The 12805-nt window shown below is 63.7% G+C and carries 12 protein-coding genes; 6 read left to right on the top strand and 6 right to left on the bottom strand.

What is annotated here, in order from left to right:
* The first annotated feature begins 23 nt into the window (after positions 1-23).
* Positions 24-1202, top strand: coding sequence for a hypothetical protein (locus tag B2742_RS01515; RefSeq protein WP_292062178.1), 1179 nt, complete (start codon positions 24-26; stop codon positions 1200-1202).
* A 16-nt stretch (positions 1203-1218) separates the two neighbouring features.
* On the opposite strand, the gene B2742_RS01510 is transcribed toward B2742_RS01515, so the two are convergent.
* Genes B2742_RS01510 through B2742_RS01500 form a run of 3 tightly spaced genes read right to left on the bottom strand, consistent with a single transcriptional unit; the run spans position 1219 to position 4194 of the window.
* On the bottom strand, positions 1219-3009 hold the full coding sequence (locus B2742_RS01510) for a DUF2326 domain-containing protein (protein ID WP_292062176.1): 1791 nt from the start codon (positions 3007-3009) through the stop codon (positions 1219-1221).
* Complete coding sequence (locus B2742_RS01505) at positions 3006-3206, bottom strand: ABC-three component system middle component 8 (RefSeq protein WP_292062174.1); 201 nt, start codon at positions 3204-3206, stop codon at positions 3006-3008. Before B2742_RS01505 ends, B2742_RS01510 begins: the two co-directional genes overlap by 4 nt.
* Positions 3207-3237: 31 nt before the next feature.
* On the bottom strand, positions 3238-4194 hold the full coding sequence (locus B2742_RS01500) for an ABC-three component system protein (protein WP_292062172.1): 957 nt from the start codon (positions 4192-4194) through the stop codon (positions 3238-3240).
* A 189-nt stretch (positions 4195-4383) separates the two neighbouring features.
* On the opposite strand from B2742_RS01500, the gene B2742_RS01495 reads away from it, so the two are divergent.
* Positions 4384-5178, top strand: coding sequence for a hypothetical protein (locus B2742_RS01495; RefSeq protein WP_292062170.1), 795 nt, complete (start codon positions 4384-4386; stop codon positions 5176-5178).
* 8 nt (positions 5179-5186) lie between these two features.
* On the top strand, positions 5187-5540 hold the full coding sequence (locus tag B2742_RS01490; protein WP_292062169.1) for a hypothetical protein: 354 nt from the start codon (positions 5187-5189) through the stop codon (positions 5538-5540).
* A gap of 239 nt (positions 5541-5779) precedes the next feature.
* Here the strand turns inward: B2742_RS01490 and B2742_RS01485 are convergent, their stop codons facing one another.
* The 3 genes from B2742_RS01485 to B2742_RS01475 form a co-directional block, all read right to left on the bottom strand.
* On the bottom strand, positions 5780-7411 hold the full coding sequence (locus tag B2742_RS01485; protein ID WP_292062166.1) for an SH3 domain-containing protein: 1632 nt from the start codon (positions 7409-7411) through the stop codon (positions 5780-5782).
* 218 nt (positions 7412-7629) lie between these two features.
* Positions 7630-7836, bottom strand: a complete 207-nt coding sequence (locus B2742_RS01480; RefSeq protein WP_292062164.1) for a helix-turn-helix domain-containing protein — start codon at positions 7834-7836, stop codon at positions 7630-7632.
* Between the two features lie 111 nt (positions 7837-7947).
* Entirely contained in the window at positions 7948-8166 is a 219-nt protein-coding gene (locus tag B2742_RS01475; protein WP_292062272.1) for a helix-turn-helix domain-containing protein, read from the bottom strand.
* A gap of 124 nt (positions 8167-8290) precedes the next feature.
* Between B2742_RS01475 and B2742_RS01470 the strand changes: the two genes are divergently transcribed.
* The 3 genes from B2742_RS01470 (at position 8291) to B2742_RS01460 (ending at position 12805) form a co-directional block, all read left to right on the top strand.
* A complete protein-coding gene (locus B2742_RS01470) occupies positions 8291-8794 on the top strand; it encodes an RNA polymerase sigma factor (RefSeq protein WP_292062162.1) in 504 nt (167 codons plus the stop codon).
* 14 nt (positions 8795-8808) lie between these two features.
* Entirely contained in the window at positions 8809-9789 is a 981-nt protein-coding gene (locus B2742_RS01465) for a FecR family protein (protein WP_292062160.1), read from the top strand.
* Positions 9790-9865: 76 nt separating this feature from the next.
* Positions 9866-12805, top strand: coding sequence for a TonB-dependent receptor (locus tag B2742_RS01460; RefSeq protein WP_292062158.1), 2940 nt, complete (start codon positions 9866-9868; stop codon positions 12803-12805).

Genomic DNA, 12805 nt, shown 5'->3' with positions numbered 1-12805 from the left:
GCGAGGGACGGGAGGCGAGAGGCATGGGAGAGATCGCGATGGATGTCAGCGCTGAGCTCTTGGCGGCGATCTTACAGGCGCTTGAGACGCCCGCGCGAACGCGGTCGCCGTCAGCGGCCTCGTCACTCCTCGCAAGGGTGGTGAAGGAGGGATTTTTCGCGACCTGGCAGTTCGAGGACTACCTGCTCCTGACCGATCCGAGGCTGGCCGAGAACCTCGACACCACCCATCTCGAAGCGCTCTCGGCGGTCGCGGGGGCGCCGTTGCGCGACACCGTTCATCGGCCGAACGCTCGCAGCCTCGGCGTCGTTTACACACCTGCGTGGGCAGCGGATGACGCCGCCAGCCTGCTGATCCTCCTGGAAAGCCTCGGGTTTGAGATCGACCCCTCGCCCCTCGTCGAGCTTCTCCTTCCGCGGTTGCCCAGGCGCGGTCTGATCACGTCCTCTCAACTGGACATCTTCTGGTACGCCCGGACCCGGCGGAAAGCGAAGGTCAGCCTTTCGGCGGAGCCCAGACTGGCGCACTGCGACGTCCGCGAATGGGTCTTGCGCAATGGCTACAAGGTGGAGACTTGGGTCACGAAGGACGGTGCGCCAACCCATTGCGAGGTGACGGGGCCCGGCTTTCGCAACCGCAAGTCCCCGGTGAAGACGGTTTGCAGCGACTGCGGCCTGACTTGGTATCGCGGCGATCCTGACTCCAGCGCCTCACACCGAAAAGAACATCGGAAGCGGATGGTCTATCTGGACCCGGCGCCGGATCCGAACATGGTCGCCGCCATGGCTGCGGAAGCGGATCCCGAGCGAGTGACGTCACGATCGCCGCGGTGGAAGCAGGATGCGCTTGATGAGCGAGCTCTGCTCTTCAGGCAGGAGACCCACTACAGCTTCGTGGGTTGGGGCGCTCAGTACGAGAAGGACCATAGCGCGCGCGGCTTCCTGATGACCCGCGCCGACGGTGCCATTGTCGGCTGTGTCGTGTTCCGGTGGCGGGAGTATTCGAACGCCCCGGCGGCCTGGGCGCTGCAGTGGGTCTGGGTCTGCCCGGCTGGCCGTCGGACGGGTGTCCTCAGATCGCGCTGGGCTGCGTTTCGCGCCGAGTTCGGAGATTTCCGTGTCGAAGGCCCGGTCTCTCCAGACATGCTGGCCTTCTTGGCCGCAGTAGAGCCCGATCGACACGCGATGGAGGCCGACGACTAATGGAGACTTCCGGGCCTCACCACGAAGGCATGCGGAAGAGCCGTCCTTGCTCGCCCTCGTCGTGCAGCCGGACAATGATCTCGGCGTCGTCAAACACGGGCTCATCTTCGGTCCGCTTGGGCAGGTCGGAATCGATCAAGGTGATGATCGACTGAAGACCTCTGGCCGCGTAAGCCCGGAGCACCGTCAGAAGGAGCTCCTTCTTCCGGTCATCAAGCGATTCCAGAACGCCATCGTGATAGGCGAAGCGCGGGAAGCGGTCGCTCAGGTGCACGCGGAGAACGGCCAGGTCGAAGGCCACGCAGAGCAGCTTGCGATAGGTGAAGCCCATGTCGGCGCTGGTCGCGTTCCCGCCTTCGTCGAGGATCTCCGCGCGGAACTCCAAGTGCCCTTTGGTGTTGGGAAACACGTTCAGGAGAGCCTTGCGATCGAGCACCTCTTCAATGATCTCATTGAAGAAGAGCCTGATCTGCGAGAAGCGGGACGTCGGCTGACGGTTCTGGGCCTCGACGTCCTGTTCGATGAGTTCCTGGAGCGCGCCATGCTCGGCGACCAGGGTTCGGATGTCGTGCCGCAGTTCCTGGAGGCGGCGCAAATGTCCGCGCTGACGCTCTAGGGACGTAATGTCGGCGCGCAACGTCACCGTCTCGGCGGACATTCGCTTGTAGCGGAGGAAGGCATCCGTATCGCTCAAGGCCCGCAAGGTCTCTGACCGCCGTTTGCCAAGCGCGGTGAGCTCGGTGTTCACCGACTTGAGCTCGACGTCGATCTCACCGCGCTCTTCCTCAAGATAGCCTTGTCGCTCCTCGGTGATCGCGCGGTTGAAGCTGAGGAGCTGATCGAAATCCCGCTTGATCTGGCCTTCGAACAGCACGCCGGCCTGGGCGAACATCTCTCGCGCTTCGTCCGGGCTGAAGAGGATCTGATCCTCCTTCAGCGATTGATCGATCTTCTTGCGGTTGGCCTGCAGTGTGTAGCGTCGACCGTTGAGATGCGCGATGCGCTGATCGACTTCGTCAACGAGCGCTCGGGTCTGCGCCTTGTCGTCGGTGCGGAAATCAAAGGCGTCGAGCAGCTCCTGCTTTCGGTCGAGATCCTGCTGCTTCAACAGGAGCATGCCCTCGATCTTGCTGACATCGACGACCGTTCCGCCGAGTTCGTTCTGAATCGTCTGTTCGATCCGCACCTTTTCGGCGAGTTCGTCTTCCTTGGCATAGTGCTGGGTGACCAGATCACCGTCGAAGCCGAGAAGATGCGCGAGGAAGGGCTTCCAGTCGGCGTGGGCGTTGGCGAACCGCTTGAGCTGGAACACGTCGCGGAAATCGTCCTGGGAGCGCAGGAAATAGCCGAGGCCCTTGCGGTATCCCCACGGCTTCAACGCGCGCCAGTCTAGCAGACTGTCGAGCAAATCCTTGGCGCGGTCGAAAGGGACGTCCCAGTGATCCCAGTTTCTCTCGCCCAGCGCCGAGAAATCCTGCTGACCGACGACGGCCTTCTTGAACGCGATCCGGGTGGCGTCCGCCACGCTGCGCCGAACCGTCAGATAGCTGCCGTCCTCAAGTTCGACCTCAAGGAAGAAGACGAAGGCGCTGAACTGGGGATAGCGGAACAGGAAGAATTTGGGATCCTTTCCGGCGAGGAAGCCGAAATCCAGGAGGCGGCCGAGTGTCGATTTGCCCAGGTTGTGGGTGTCGCGCTGCTGGTTCTCGGGCAGGCGGATTTCTGCCAGCACGACATTCAGCCCGGCGACGAAATCGATCGGGGAGAAGATTTCAGGCTGATCGCTATAGAATCGGGAAAGCCTCATTGCGGCCCCAGATACTCGATCGCGTCGGTCTTGGGTCGGTACTCGACCAGACCAAGGAGGAAAAGGAAGTTCAGGGACGGTAGGAAGAGGGTGTCGCCGCCCGCCACCGCCTTCTTGGCGAATGCGCGCAGTTCGCTGTAACCCTCCAGCCGGCGCGACCGCAGCCGCGCCAAAAGCAGGATGGCGACGTTGATCACCGTTCGATCCGGGTGAGCGTGTTTGCTCGGTCTAAGCATCCGCTTCCCTGCCTATGTCGCAGTTCCAGTACATGTAGAACAGCACTGCACGGGTCAATCGCTTGTGAGGTCGCTGGCGCAGGATGGGATCCCGCCCGAACAGGAGGGCGAGCAGATGCTCCATCACCTCGTCAAAAGTTTGGTGGCCCTTGCGCTTGGCGATAATAGCCAGCTCGAACTCTTCCACCACGCTTTCATAGGCCCTCAAAATCTCCTCGTTCTCGGGCGCCGCCAGAAAGGATCGGATCTGGGCGGTGTCCTTCAGATAGCGCTTACGCAGGGCTTTGGCGTATTCGTCCGTGAGATTGTTGACGGCGTTCTTGGCCTCGTAGCTAACGCGTGGAACGGGCGGGGTGTCCACGGCGTCGCTGAAGTGATCCTTGTTGTTCGCCAGTGCGGTGACGACCTCGGCAAGCTCGTCGGGGCTCACGATGAGGGGCGAATCCACCGGGTCCAGGTTGGCTAGGTCCGCGACCCCGGGATTGGCCTTGAGGAAGAGGTCGAGGTCGTCGATGCCGAACAGCGCGATGGACGACACTGGCAGATCGCAGGCGCTGGAAAGGTGGGCGCGGATCTTGGCGGCGGCGTCCGCCGGCAGTCGGCGATTGGCGAACAGCATATAGAAGTCGAGCTCCCCGGCGGCCCGAAGCGCGATGATCCTCGGCGTCTCTTCCGCAATGACCGTGTTGGCGCCCGTGGGGGTGAAGAAATCCGACTCGCCGAAGCTCTTGTTGTAGCCGATCGTGTGCTTGGCCTGGGCGATCACCGGCCCACTCCAAGGCGAGGCCGTGCTGGGATAGAGCTGGGCCGTGCCCACGAATTTCGCATCCCGCCCACCATCCGGCCCCTTCGCGAAGCCTTGCACGCCAGCGCCCAGCAAGACCTTGCAGATCAGGACCACGAGCGTTTCGAACTGTTCGGGGCTGAGATCCTCGTAGGCGTATTTCATTCGGTGTCCGCGGAAATCGCTCTCGCTTCGTCAGAAGCCTCTGCAGCATGGTCGCTGTTGGGCTCCCGCTAGTCAAAGTTGTTCTGTCTGGCCCCGACGTGGTCGGACGTTGCACGCTCCGCTGTGTCTCGTAAGTTCTGCGAACGCCGATCGGGGTCGCCGGGCGACGCTATGCGGGGACGAGGCGCGATGACCGAGCTGGCGAAGGCGGCCTCAACCGAAACGAACGTGGACGCCTTCTTTGAAGTGTTCCAGGTTTTGCGGCTGGCCGCCCAGAAGGCGCGAGAGTGGATCAGGGCTCATGAGCCCCTGCTGACCTCGCTCGTTGAAACCTGGGCCCGCTATCATGCCCTCGATCAGAGCGGCTGGCTTCCTCATCACACCACACCTTTCCATCTTCTGGACCCCTCGGAACCGGACCCTGCTGTCGCGGGACGGTTGGTCGGCGACTACTATGATGCGGAATGGCCGATGGTTGAGGCGGCTTTTCGGTTACGTATCGAGACCTACGCTTTCGATGCGGAGACGCTCGCGACGTTCGACGAGGCTCTTGTCGCCCACCGCAACCGCTTGTTCCGTGCAACGCCGCGGACCCTGTTTCCAGACATTGAGCGCAAGGCGCGAGAAACTCTGAACGGGGCCGGTGTGACGTCGCAGGCCAGTCTTCGCGATCTGCGGAATTCGGTGGGAGCGCTGGGAACGTCGAACCTGACCCGCACGGGCGTCCTGAGCTTCAAGCTATACCGTATGTTCGCCGACCATCTGTACTCCAACGTAAAGACGCCGGAGCGGCTGGCGCAGGTCGCGGCCGATCCCGTGCCCAATCGACATGCAACGCTTCACGGGCTGGTGGTCTATGCCAGCTCGCAGTCCAGCCTGAATGCCCTGATCATGGCGGAATACGCTCACCTCTCCATTCTGGCGGTCGCTCAGACGCTGGCGGACCGTGCTGATCCGCAAACACACCGGCTCCCCGCCGCCTGAAGGTTCAAATGACTACGCTGACGCTAGACGATCTCCGGACGGCAACTGAGGCGCTGCAATCCGCGCTTGAACGCCAGGACGCCTATGACGGCAACAATCCCAACAAACATCAGACCGCAGTGCGTCTGGCCCGCGAGCGTCTCGATGAAGTGACGCAATCCCTTAAGGCTGTCGGGCTTTTGGTTCGAACAGAGCACGAGACACTCGAGGCGAAACTCGATCTGGCGTTTCCCAACACCGTCAGCAAGACAGCCGTCGAATACGAGGGTGCCCGATATGAGCGTTGGTATAGCCCCGCAACCCGATCGCTTTCGGGGCACCCTATGACGTGGGCCAAGGGCTGGACGCGGCTGGAGCCGTAGGTGACGAACGCGCAAACGTGTCCGCTGAATGTCAACTTGCGGACTACCAGCCAACGACCGCTTCTGGCGCGTCCCGGATATTATCGGTACGAGCAGGAAGACCTAGTCAGGGCAATCGGAATCCCGCTCGTCTCTGGCGTGTCACGAGCATTGCGGTACGCTTAGCCGGGTGCGTTCCGCGATGCGAAAGCAGCTTTTCTGCTAGGGTGCCCCCCTTGCGAGATTGTGACCGGGGAACTTCAGCCCTCCCGGTGGACGATATATTTACGAGGCGTCCAGCCGGTGATCACGGCGTCCTGGCCGTACTGGTAGACTTCCACCTTGACCCAGTCGCCGCGCTCGTCTGTGACCCGGATCAGTTCGTCGGGGTAGACGGTCGTGATCGCCGGAGCATCACGGTCGGGAGCCGTCCTGGCCGTGCACGGCTCAGTGACGCGGCGCAGGCTGCGGGCGTCGTTCTGAAGAGCGTCCCGCGTCTTTTGTTGCTCCTCGCGCAGGACCGCATCGGAATCCTTCATCACCGTTTCAAGCTGGGCGGCCGTTGGACCCGACATGGCGATTTGAACGGCCATACCGGTCCCGACAACACCGGCCAGGCCTAGCGCGCAGGCGACCACCGCAACGAGACCGGCATTGCGGAGCTCCTCGGTCAGGCCTTCTCTCAGGGCAAGGAACTGGTCCCAGATGGTTTCTACGACTGCGACAAGTTCCTCTGGTGTCGTCTCTTGCGACCCTTCCGATGCATCGATCTGGTGAGCGATGGCGACGGCTGCGACGAGCAGTTCGTTCTCCAGGTCCTCCGCCTCGTCGTAGGTCGCCAGCACAGCGCGGGCGGCGGGCCGGGCGTCGTCGTGCGCCATGCCGATCGCGGCCGTGGCCTGCCAGCCGGGCCGCATGAAGGCGCTCAGCTCCGGCGGATGGTTCAGCGGCGAAGCCTGTATGGACGCCGCGGCGGCGAGTATCTGGGCCGTCAATCCAAGTCCGAGAACGGCGTTGATATCTTTCAGCCAGTCCGCCGGCCTCGGGATCGAGGCGAGGGCACCGGAAGCCGACAAATCCCGTAACGCGCCGCCGAGCAGTTGGTTATAGACGCCGCCCTGGGCGAGACCGAGCATCCCCTTCTGGGGTGCGGCCAGCAGGCCGGCGCTTCTGAGGATGCTTTCCTTCTGTTGCAGTGCGCCGAGCGCGCCACTCCGAAGATAGGCCGGGATCACGTCAGACCGGATGCCTGTCAGAAGTCCGGGACGCTGGACGAGCGCACCGATACCACTCGTCTGGCTGATCAGGCCCTTCAGCCGGTTGGACGGGAGATCCGCGATCATGTTGTTCAACTGGCCAAGACTCGTTAGGCCGCTGAGGCTCCGTGCCTGGGCGAGGATCGAGGGTGTCAAACCAATGCGTGCGGCTTTGGAGACCTCAGCTGCAGCCTTGGCGGTCCGGTTTCGGCGGCCCAGCCTGGCGTCTTCGGCCGCCAAGGCGAGAACCCGGGCGAGCCGCTGGAGTTCGTCTTCGTCAGGTCCGGCCGTGATGTCCGCGACTTCGGCCGCGGTTCGTTCGCGGACCCCGCCGGGGTTTGACGGGGCCGGGTCCCGAATCCAGCGCGGCCTAAGGTGCGGTTCTGCAGCGGCGAGGAAGGCCGAGGCGCCCTCATGGACGGCCGTCATTCCGAGCCCGGCGACTACCTCCGGATCGAGTGGAGTGTTTTCTCCGGCGCGGCGGCCATGGTCGCGCAGCATCGACCGAAAGACCCCGGCACCGTCGGTGACGGTCAGACCGGAGAACCAGTCCGCAAAGCGCGTCGACCATAGTTCGATCTCGACATCGCCGACGGTGGGAACGTTGAAGAGGACGGAAGAGGAGGGCAGGGTCATGGCCTCGTCGTTATCGACTGACGCGAGCGCGGGGAAGCCGGGTTTGGTCCCGGTCCACTTCCGACGGCGGTATCCTTGCGCGCATCACGTCATTCAGGCGCTGGCGACAGGGCTGGTGTCTGGTTTGAGGCTCAGGGAACGTCTGATTTGCAGGCGGCCGCCAATGTCTGCTCATGGCGCATATGAGCCGCGAGCCGAGCCCGGCATGCCATAGGTGCCTAGGGAGCGAGGAGTTTCAGAGGATCCACACCTAACGCAATCGCGATGCGTTCCACCACTTTGAGGGTTGGGTTACGGCGACCGCGTTCCAGTTCCCCAACGTAGCTGTACGACAGCCCAACATCGTGAGCGAAAGCTTCCAGGGTGATCCCGGCGGCCTGCCGTCGCTCACGCACATTCCGTCCGAAATCTGCCGCTAGACCCATCCCGGCTAACACAGCCAGATCGGCAATTTGGGCCAGTTACTATAGTAACTTCGCTCGCGAACGTGGTGTGGGAAGGGAAGACACCGCACATGTGCGATGTGCCCGATAGCCTTATTGGGCCTCCAATGGCCGCAGAAGCAGATGCGGCTCCACCGCCAAGCTAACCGCGAGTCTTTCGATGACTGCCAAGGTTGGGTTTCTCAGCCCTCGCTCGATCTCGCCGAGGTAACTGTAAGACAGGCCAGCGTCCTCGGCCAATGCTTCGATCGTGATCTCTCGCCAGAGCCGAGCTCGCCGAACGTTCTGACCAAATTGAGCCCGCAACTCCATCGCCATAGGCGCACGGATTTGAGCGCATCGGGCCAGTCACTATAGTAACCATTCTGGCTGTCCGCTAGATTCTCGAACGGCCAGTTGAAGTGACTCGCCGATACGCTGTTAGGCGGAGACATCCGTGTCCCACGGCTCTGATCGACTAGGTGATCCCGGACGGGGGGGCATATCGGCCTTTTACGATCGTTACGCCGCTTGGCTGAAGGCTCGGCTGGTAAGGCGATACGGCGTTCAGGATGCGGAGGATTTGTTTCAGGAAACTTGGTTGCGGGTCGGCCCGTATCAAGCCGCTCAGGCCGTTCGGCATCCCAAAGCGCTCTTGCTGCGCATCGCTTCAAATCTGGCGGCGGACCTTTATGCCGGACGAGATCGTCGGGCTCGTTGCGCCCGAGAAGTTGGTCAACTGGACGGGTGGGGCTTTGAAATGCCTGCTCAGACCGATGAGGTGCTGGCGAAGCAGCTTGTTCTCAGCTTGCCTGTGCCCCTACGCGATGTCTTTGTGCTATCCCGGTTCGGCGGTCTGACGAACACTCAGATCGGAGAGCAGCTCGGGATTTCTCCCAAAACCGTTGAGTGGCGCATGACCAAGGCCCTGGCTCACTGCGCAGCCCAGCTTCGGCGCTAGAGATGGGGCGCATCATGACCAGCCCGACGGTCCGGGTTGAAACCACGGAGACGGAGGCGGCCGCCTGGCACGCCCGGCTGGGCGCGCGTAACGTAAGCACTGGCACGATCGAGGAATTCTTCGCCTGGCGCGCGGTGCCGGCGAACGCTGAGGCCTACCGCCGTGTCGAGAAGGTCTGGGCCGATACGGGCAAGCTGGCGGACGACCCCGCCATCCTGGAGGCCCTTGATGCGGCGATGTCGCGCAAGACCGGCAGCGGTCGCTCCCGTGCGGTGCCGCGCGGTCTTCTGGGCTTGGCTGCGGTCGGCGCGGCGGCGGCGCTGGCGATCGGCGGATGGTCCTGGATGCAGAGCAGGACCGTTTTCGTCACGGCCGTGGGCGAACAGCGCGTGGTGCAGTTGGCGGACGGTTCGTCGATCCGGCTGGATACGGCCTCGCGGGTCAGGGTTCGGTTCGCGGGTGATCAACGCCTTGTGGATCTGGAGCATGGACAGGCGCTATTTACCGTGGCGCACGACCGGACGAGGCCGTTCGTCGTCCAGGCGGGCGGGACGCAGGTAACGGCGGTCGGCACGGTCTTCGATGTTCGCCGCGACGGTGCCGCCGTCAGCGTGACCCTGGTGTCCGGCGTGGTCGATGTGGCGCCGGCGGGGGAGGGCAGGGCAGTGCAGCGGTTGGCGGCCGGCCAGCATGCCCGCGTAAGCGCTGGAGAGGTCGCCCTCCGTTCTGTCGATGTGCGGGCCGAGACCAGCTGGACGGACGGGCGGATCGTCTTCCGCGATACGCCGCTGCGTCTGGCCGTGGCCGAAGTGAACCGGTATCTGACGGCAAAGATCGAACTGGACGCCACTTCGCTGGACGCGGTCCCGGTCAACGGGGTGTTCAAAGCGGGGGACCGGGACGCCTTCGTCTCCACGGCCTCGCAGGTGTTCGAACTTGAAGTCTCTCCGGGGCCGGATGGAGCCGTCCGCCTCTCGGAGCGAAAAAATAATTGAGAAACCTCTCCGGGGTTACCCGGGGTCTGAACCGTCTCTTCTCTGACGCCATGTGGCGGGGAGGGGAGCCAAGAATATGAGTCGCTCGAGTCTTTTGTCCTGCAGTGCGCTGGTCGCCTGCGTTCTCGCCGTCGGGACGACGGCCTGCGCCCAGGAGGCGCGCGAGTTCAACATCCCGGCCGGGTCGCTGGGAGACGCGTTGAACCTGTTCGCGACCCAGTCGGACCAGCAGATATTTTTCACCGGGGATCTGGTCGCCGGCCTGCGGACGCCGGGGTTGAGGGGGCGGTATGCGCCGCAGGAGGCGTTGAACACCCTGCTACGAGGATCGGGACTGTCGTGGTCCCAGACGCGTCCGGGGGTCATTTTTCTGCGGCGAGGGGAGGGCGGTGCCCAGGCCGCGGAAGGCGCGGTCTTGCTCGACGAGGTGGTAGTCACAGGGACGCTGTTGAAATCCTCGGGCGATCTTGCCTCGCCGGTCGTGATGCTGGACCGCGACGCGTTGGATCGGCGGGGTTTCGGAACCGTCGCTGAGGCTCTGACGGACCTGCCCCAAAACTACGCCGGGTCGGCGACGCCTGTGGTTCAGCTGGCCGGATCTGATCGGGGAGGCTCGAATTCCGTCTATGCGACGGGGGTTAATCTCCGGGGGCTCGGACCTGCGTCGACCCTGGTGCTCGTCAACGGCCGCCGGTTGGCCGGAACGGGGTTCCGAGGCGAATTCGGGGATGTGTCCGCCCTGCCGTCGGCGGCGGTCGAGCGGGTTGACGTGCTGCTGGATGGAGCCTCGGCGCTCTATGGAGCCGACGCCGTCGCCGGGGTGGTCAATGTGATCATGCGCCCGTCGTTCGAGGGACAGGAAAGCCGGGTGCGGGTCGCCGCGGCGGAAGGCGGTGCCGAGGACGTCATGGCCTCGCATGTGGCGGGCCGGGCCTGGTCGTCGGGCTCCGCCTATATCTCCTACGAGTACCAGACGACCAATGCCCTGAACTCGCGCGATCGACCCTACACCGCCGACGGCGACCTGCGCCCGTTCGGCGGAACCGATCGCCGGGGGCTGTCCAGTTCACCAGGCAATATTCTCTCTTTTGACGCTGCGGCCGGAGCCTTTGTGTCGCGCTTCGCCATCCGTCCGAATGCAAGCGGCACCGCGCAGACGCCTGCGGATTTCATCGCGGGAAGCGCCAACCTTCAGTCTTCCATGCTGGGCGCGGACCTCGTCCCGGCCCTGGAACGACACAGCGTCTACGGCCGCGTGCGGCAATCCTTCGGCGAACGGTTCGAGACCACGGCCGACCTCCGCTACAGCCGACGGGCGTATGAGGTTGCGGGCGTGGCAAACGCGGGCGTTTTCACCGTGACCCAAGCCAATCCGTTCTTCGTCTCGCCCACGGGCGCAGCGTCGCACACCATCGGCTATTCCTTCCTCGGCGACCTCGGTCCGACACGCCAAGAAGGGACCTCGGAAAGCGTCGGCGCGACCCTGGGCGCGCGCTATGCGTTCGACGCCGACTGGTCCCTCGACGGTTATCTGGCGTTTGCACAGGAACGCGGTTTGGCCGGGGTCTACAATCGGGTGAACAGCCGCCTGTTGAACGAAGCGCTGGGCACGATCGCCGATGATCCGACGACATCGTTTCGCGCAAGCGTCGATGGCTACGCCAATCTTTTCGGAAGCGGGTCCGCGAACTCGCGCGCCGTTCTTGATTTCATCAGCGCCGGGTTCTCCGAGGCTCGCGACCGAAGTCGCGCGTCATCGGCCAATTTTCTAATCCAGGGCCCTTTGCTGACCTTGCCCGGCGGCTCGTTGCGGTTTGCTCTCGGTGCCCAGTTCCGCAAGGAGACGTTCGACACCGAGGTGACGTCGTTCCTTTCGACCGCCGCGCCCAGGTTCAGCCCCAGCCCCCAACGTGAAAGGTCCATCAGCGCCGTCTTCGCCGAAGCGCGTATCCCTTTGATCGGGCCGGATAACGCCAGACCCGGGGTACGCAGTCTGGAAGTCTCCCTGGCCGGCCGCTACGAGGAGTACGATGACTTCGGTTCGACGACCAATCCGAAGGTCGGGGTGGTCTGGTCACCGATCCAGAATCTGGGCCTTCGCGCCTCGTGGGGAACCTCCTTTCGAGCGGCGTCCCTGCCGCAGATCTATGATGCCGCCGGCGCATTCGGAACCTTCCTGACCCGCGCCGATGGCAGCTCCGCGCTGGCCCTCTTCCTGGTCGGCGGCAATGCTGACCTGGAGCCGGAGACCGCCGAGACGCTCACGCTTGGTTTCGACTATCGACCCCGAGGACGGCTCAATCTGAGCGCCAACTATTTCGACACAAGGTTTACAGACCGGATCGCCCAGCCCGTCGCCGAGAATCTCTTCGGCGTGCTCAGCGACGCGGCCTTGGCGCCGTTCGTGACCCTCGTGAACCCGGGGACGAACGCCGCCGACCTGGCGCTGGTCCAGAGCTATTCAAGCCTGCCGGGCTTTTCTCCTCTCTTTCCGGTCGCGTCTTATGCCGCCATCGTTGACGCGCGCTGGGTCAACACCGGCGACGTCAGGGTGAAAGGCTTTGACCTGTCCGGGGCTTACCCACTCCAGGTCGGCGACAGTCTGGTCACGTTCGATGCCTCCGCCTCCTATATTCTCGACTATGAGACGCGGCCCACGCCTGCAGCGGCGGTCCGACAGGTCGCGGGCCTGATTGGCTATCCGGTTCGCCTTCGAGCCCGCGTCGGTGCCGTGTGGTCGCGCGGTGACTTCAGCCTCGGCCTCCACGCAAACCACGTTGACGACTACGAGGATCGCGTCGGCACCACGATCGAACGCTGGAACACAGTCGACGCCCAGGCGAACTGGATTCCGTCGTCGAGCCGGCTTGAGGGTCTGCGTCTGACCCTCAGCGTTCAGAATCTGTTTGACGAGGATCCGCCCTTCCACGACGCGCCGTCCGGATACGGATTCGATCCGGGACAGGGCGGACTTCTCGGACGTGTCGTCTCGCTTCAACTCACCCGGCGCTGGTGA

Source organism: Brevundimonas sp. UBA7664 (assembly GCF_002483305.1).
GTDB lineage: Bacteria > Pseudomonadota > Alphaproteobacteria > Caulobacterales > Caulobacteraceae > Brevundimonas.
The sequence above is the reverse complement of the archived record's forward strand: the minus strand, read 5'-3'. Positions and strand labels throughout refer to the sequence as shown.

Excerpts from the sequence above, each read along its gene's own strand:
- B2742_RS01460 (WP_292062158.1), top strand. The coding sequence starts at position 9,866 with ATGAGTCGCTCGAGTCTTTTGTCCTGCAGTGCGCTGGTCGCCTGCGTT.
- B2742_RS01485 (WP_292062166.1), bottom strand. The coding sequence starts at position 7,411 with ATGACCCTGCCCTCCTCTTCCGTCCTCTTCAACGTTCCCACCGTCGGC.
- B2742_RS01490 (WP_292062169.1), top strand. The coding sequence starts at position 5,187 with ATGACTACGCTGACGCTAGACGATCTCCGGACGGCAACTGAGGCGCTG.
- B2742_RS01495 (WP_292062170.1), top strand. The coding sequence starts at position 4,384 with ATGACCGAGCTGGCGAAGGCGGCCTCAACCGAAACGAACGTGGACGCC.
- B2742_RS01515 (WP_292062178.1), top strand. The coding sequence starts at position 24 with ATGGGAGAGATCGCGATGGATGTCAGCGCTGAGCTCTTGGCGGCGATC.
- B2742_RS01480 (WP_292062164.1), bottom strand. The coding sequence starts at position 7,836 with ATGGGTCTAGCGGCAGATTTCGGACGGAATGTGCGTGAGCGACGGCAG.
- B2742_RS01510 (WP_292062176.1), bottom strand. The coding sequence starts at position 3,009 with ATGAGGCTTTCCCGATTCTATAGCGATCAGCCTGAAATCTTCTCCCCG.
- B2742_RS01500 (WP_292062172.1), bottom strand. The coding sequence starts at position 4,194 with ATGAAATACGCCTACGAGGATCTCAGCCCCGAACAGTTCGAAACGCTC.
- B2742_RS01475 (WP_292062272.1), bottom strand. The coding sequence starts at position 8,166 with ATGGAGTTGCGGGCTCAATTTGGTCAGAACGTTCGGCGAGCTCGGCTC.
- B2742_RS01465 (WP_292062160.1), top strand. The coding sequence starts at position 8,809 with ATGACCAGCCCGACGGTCCGGGTTGAAACCACGGAGACGGAGGCGGCC.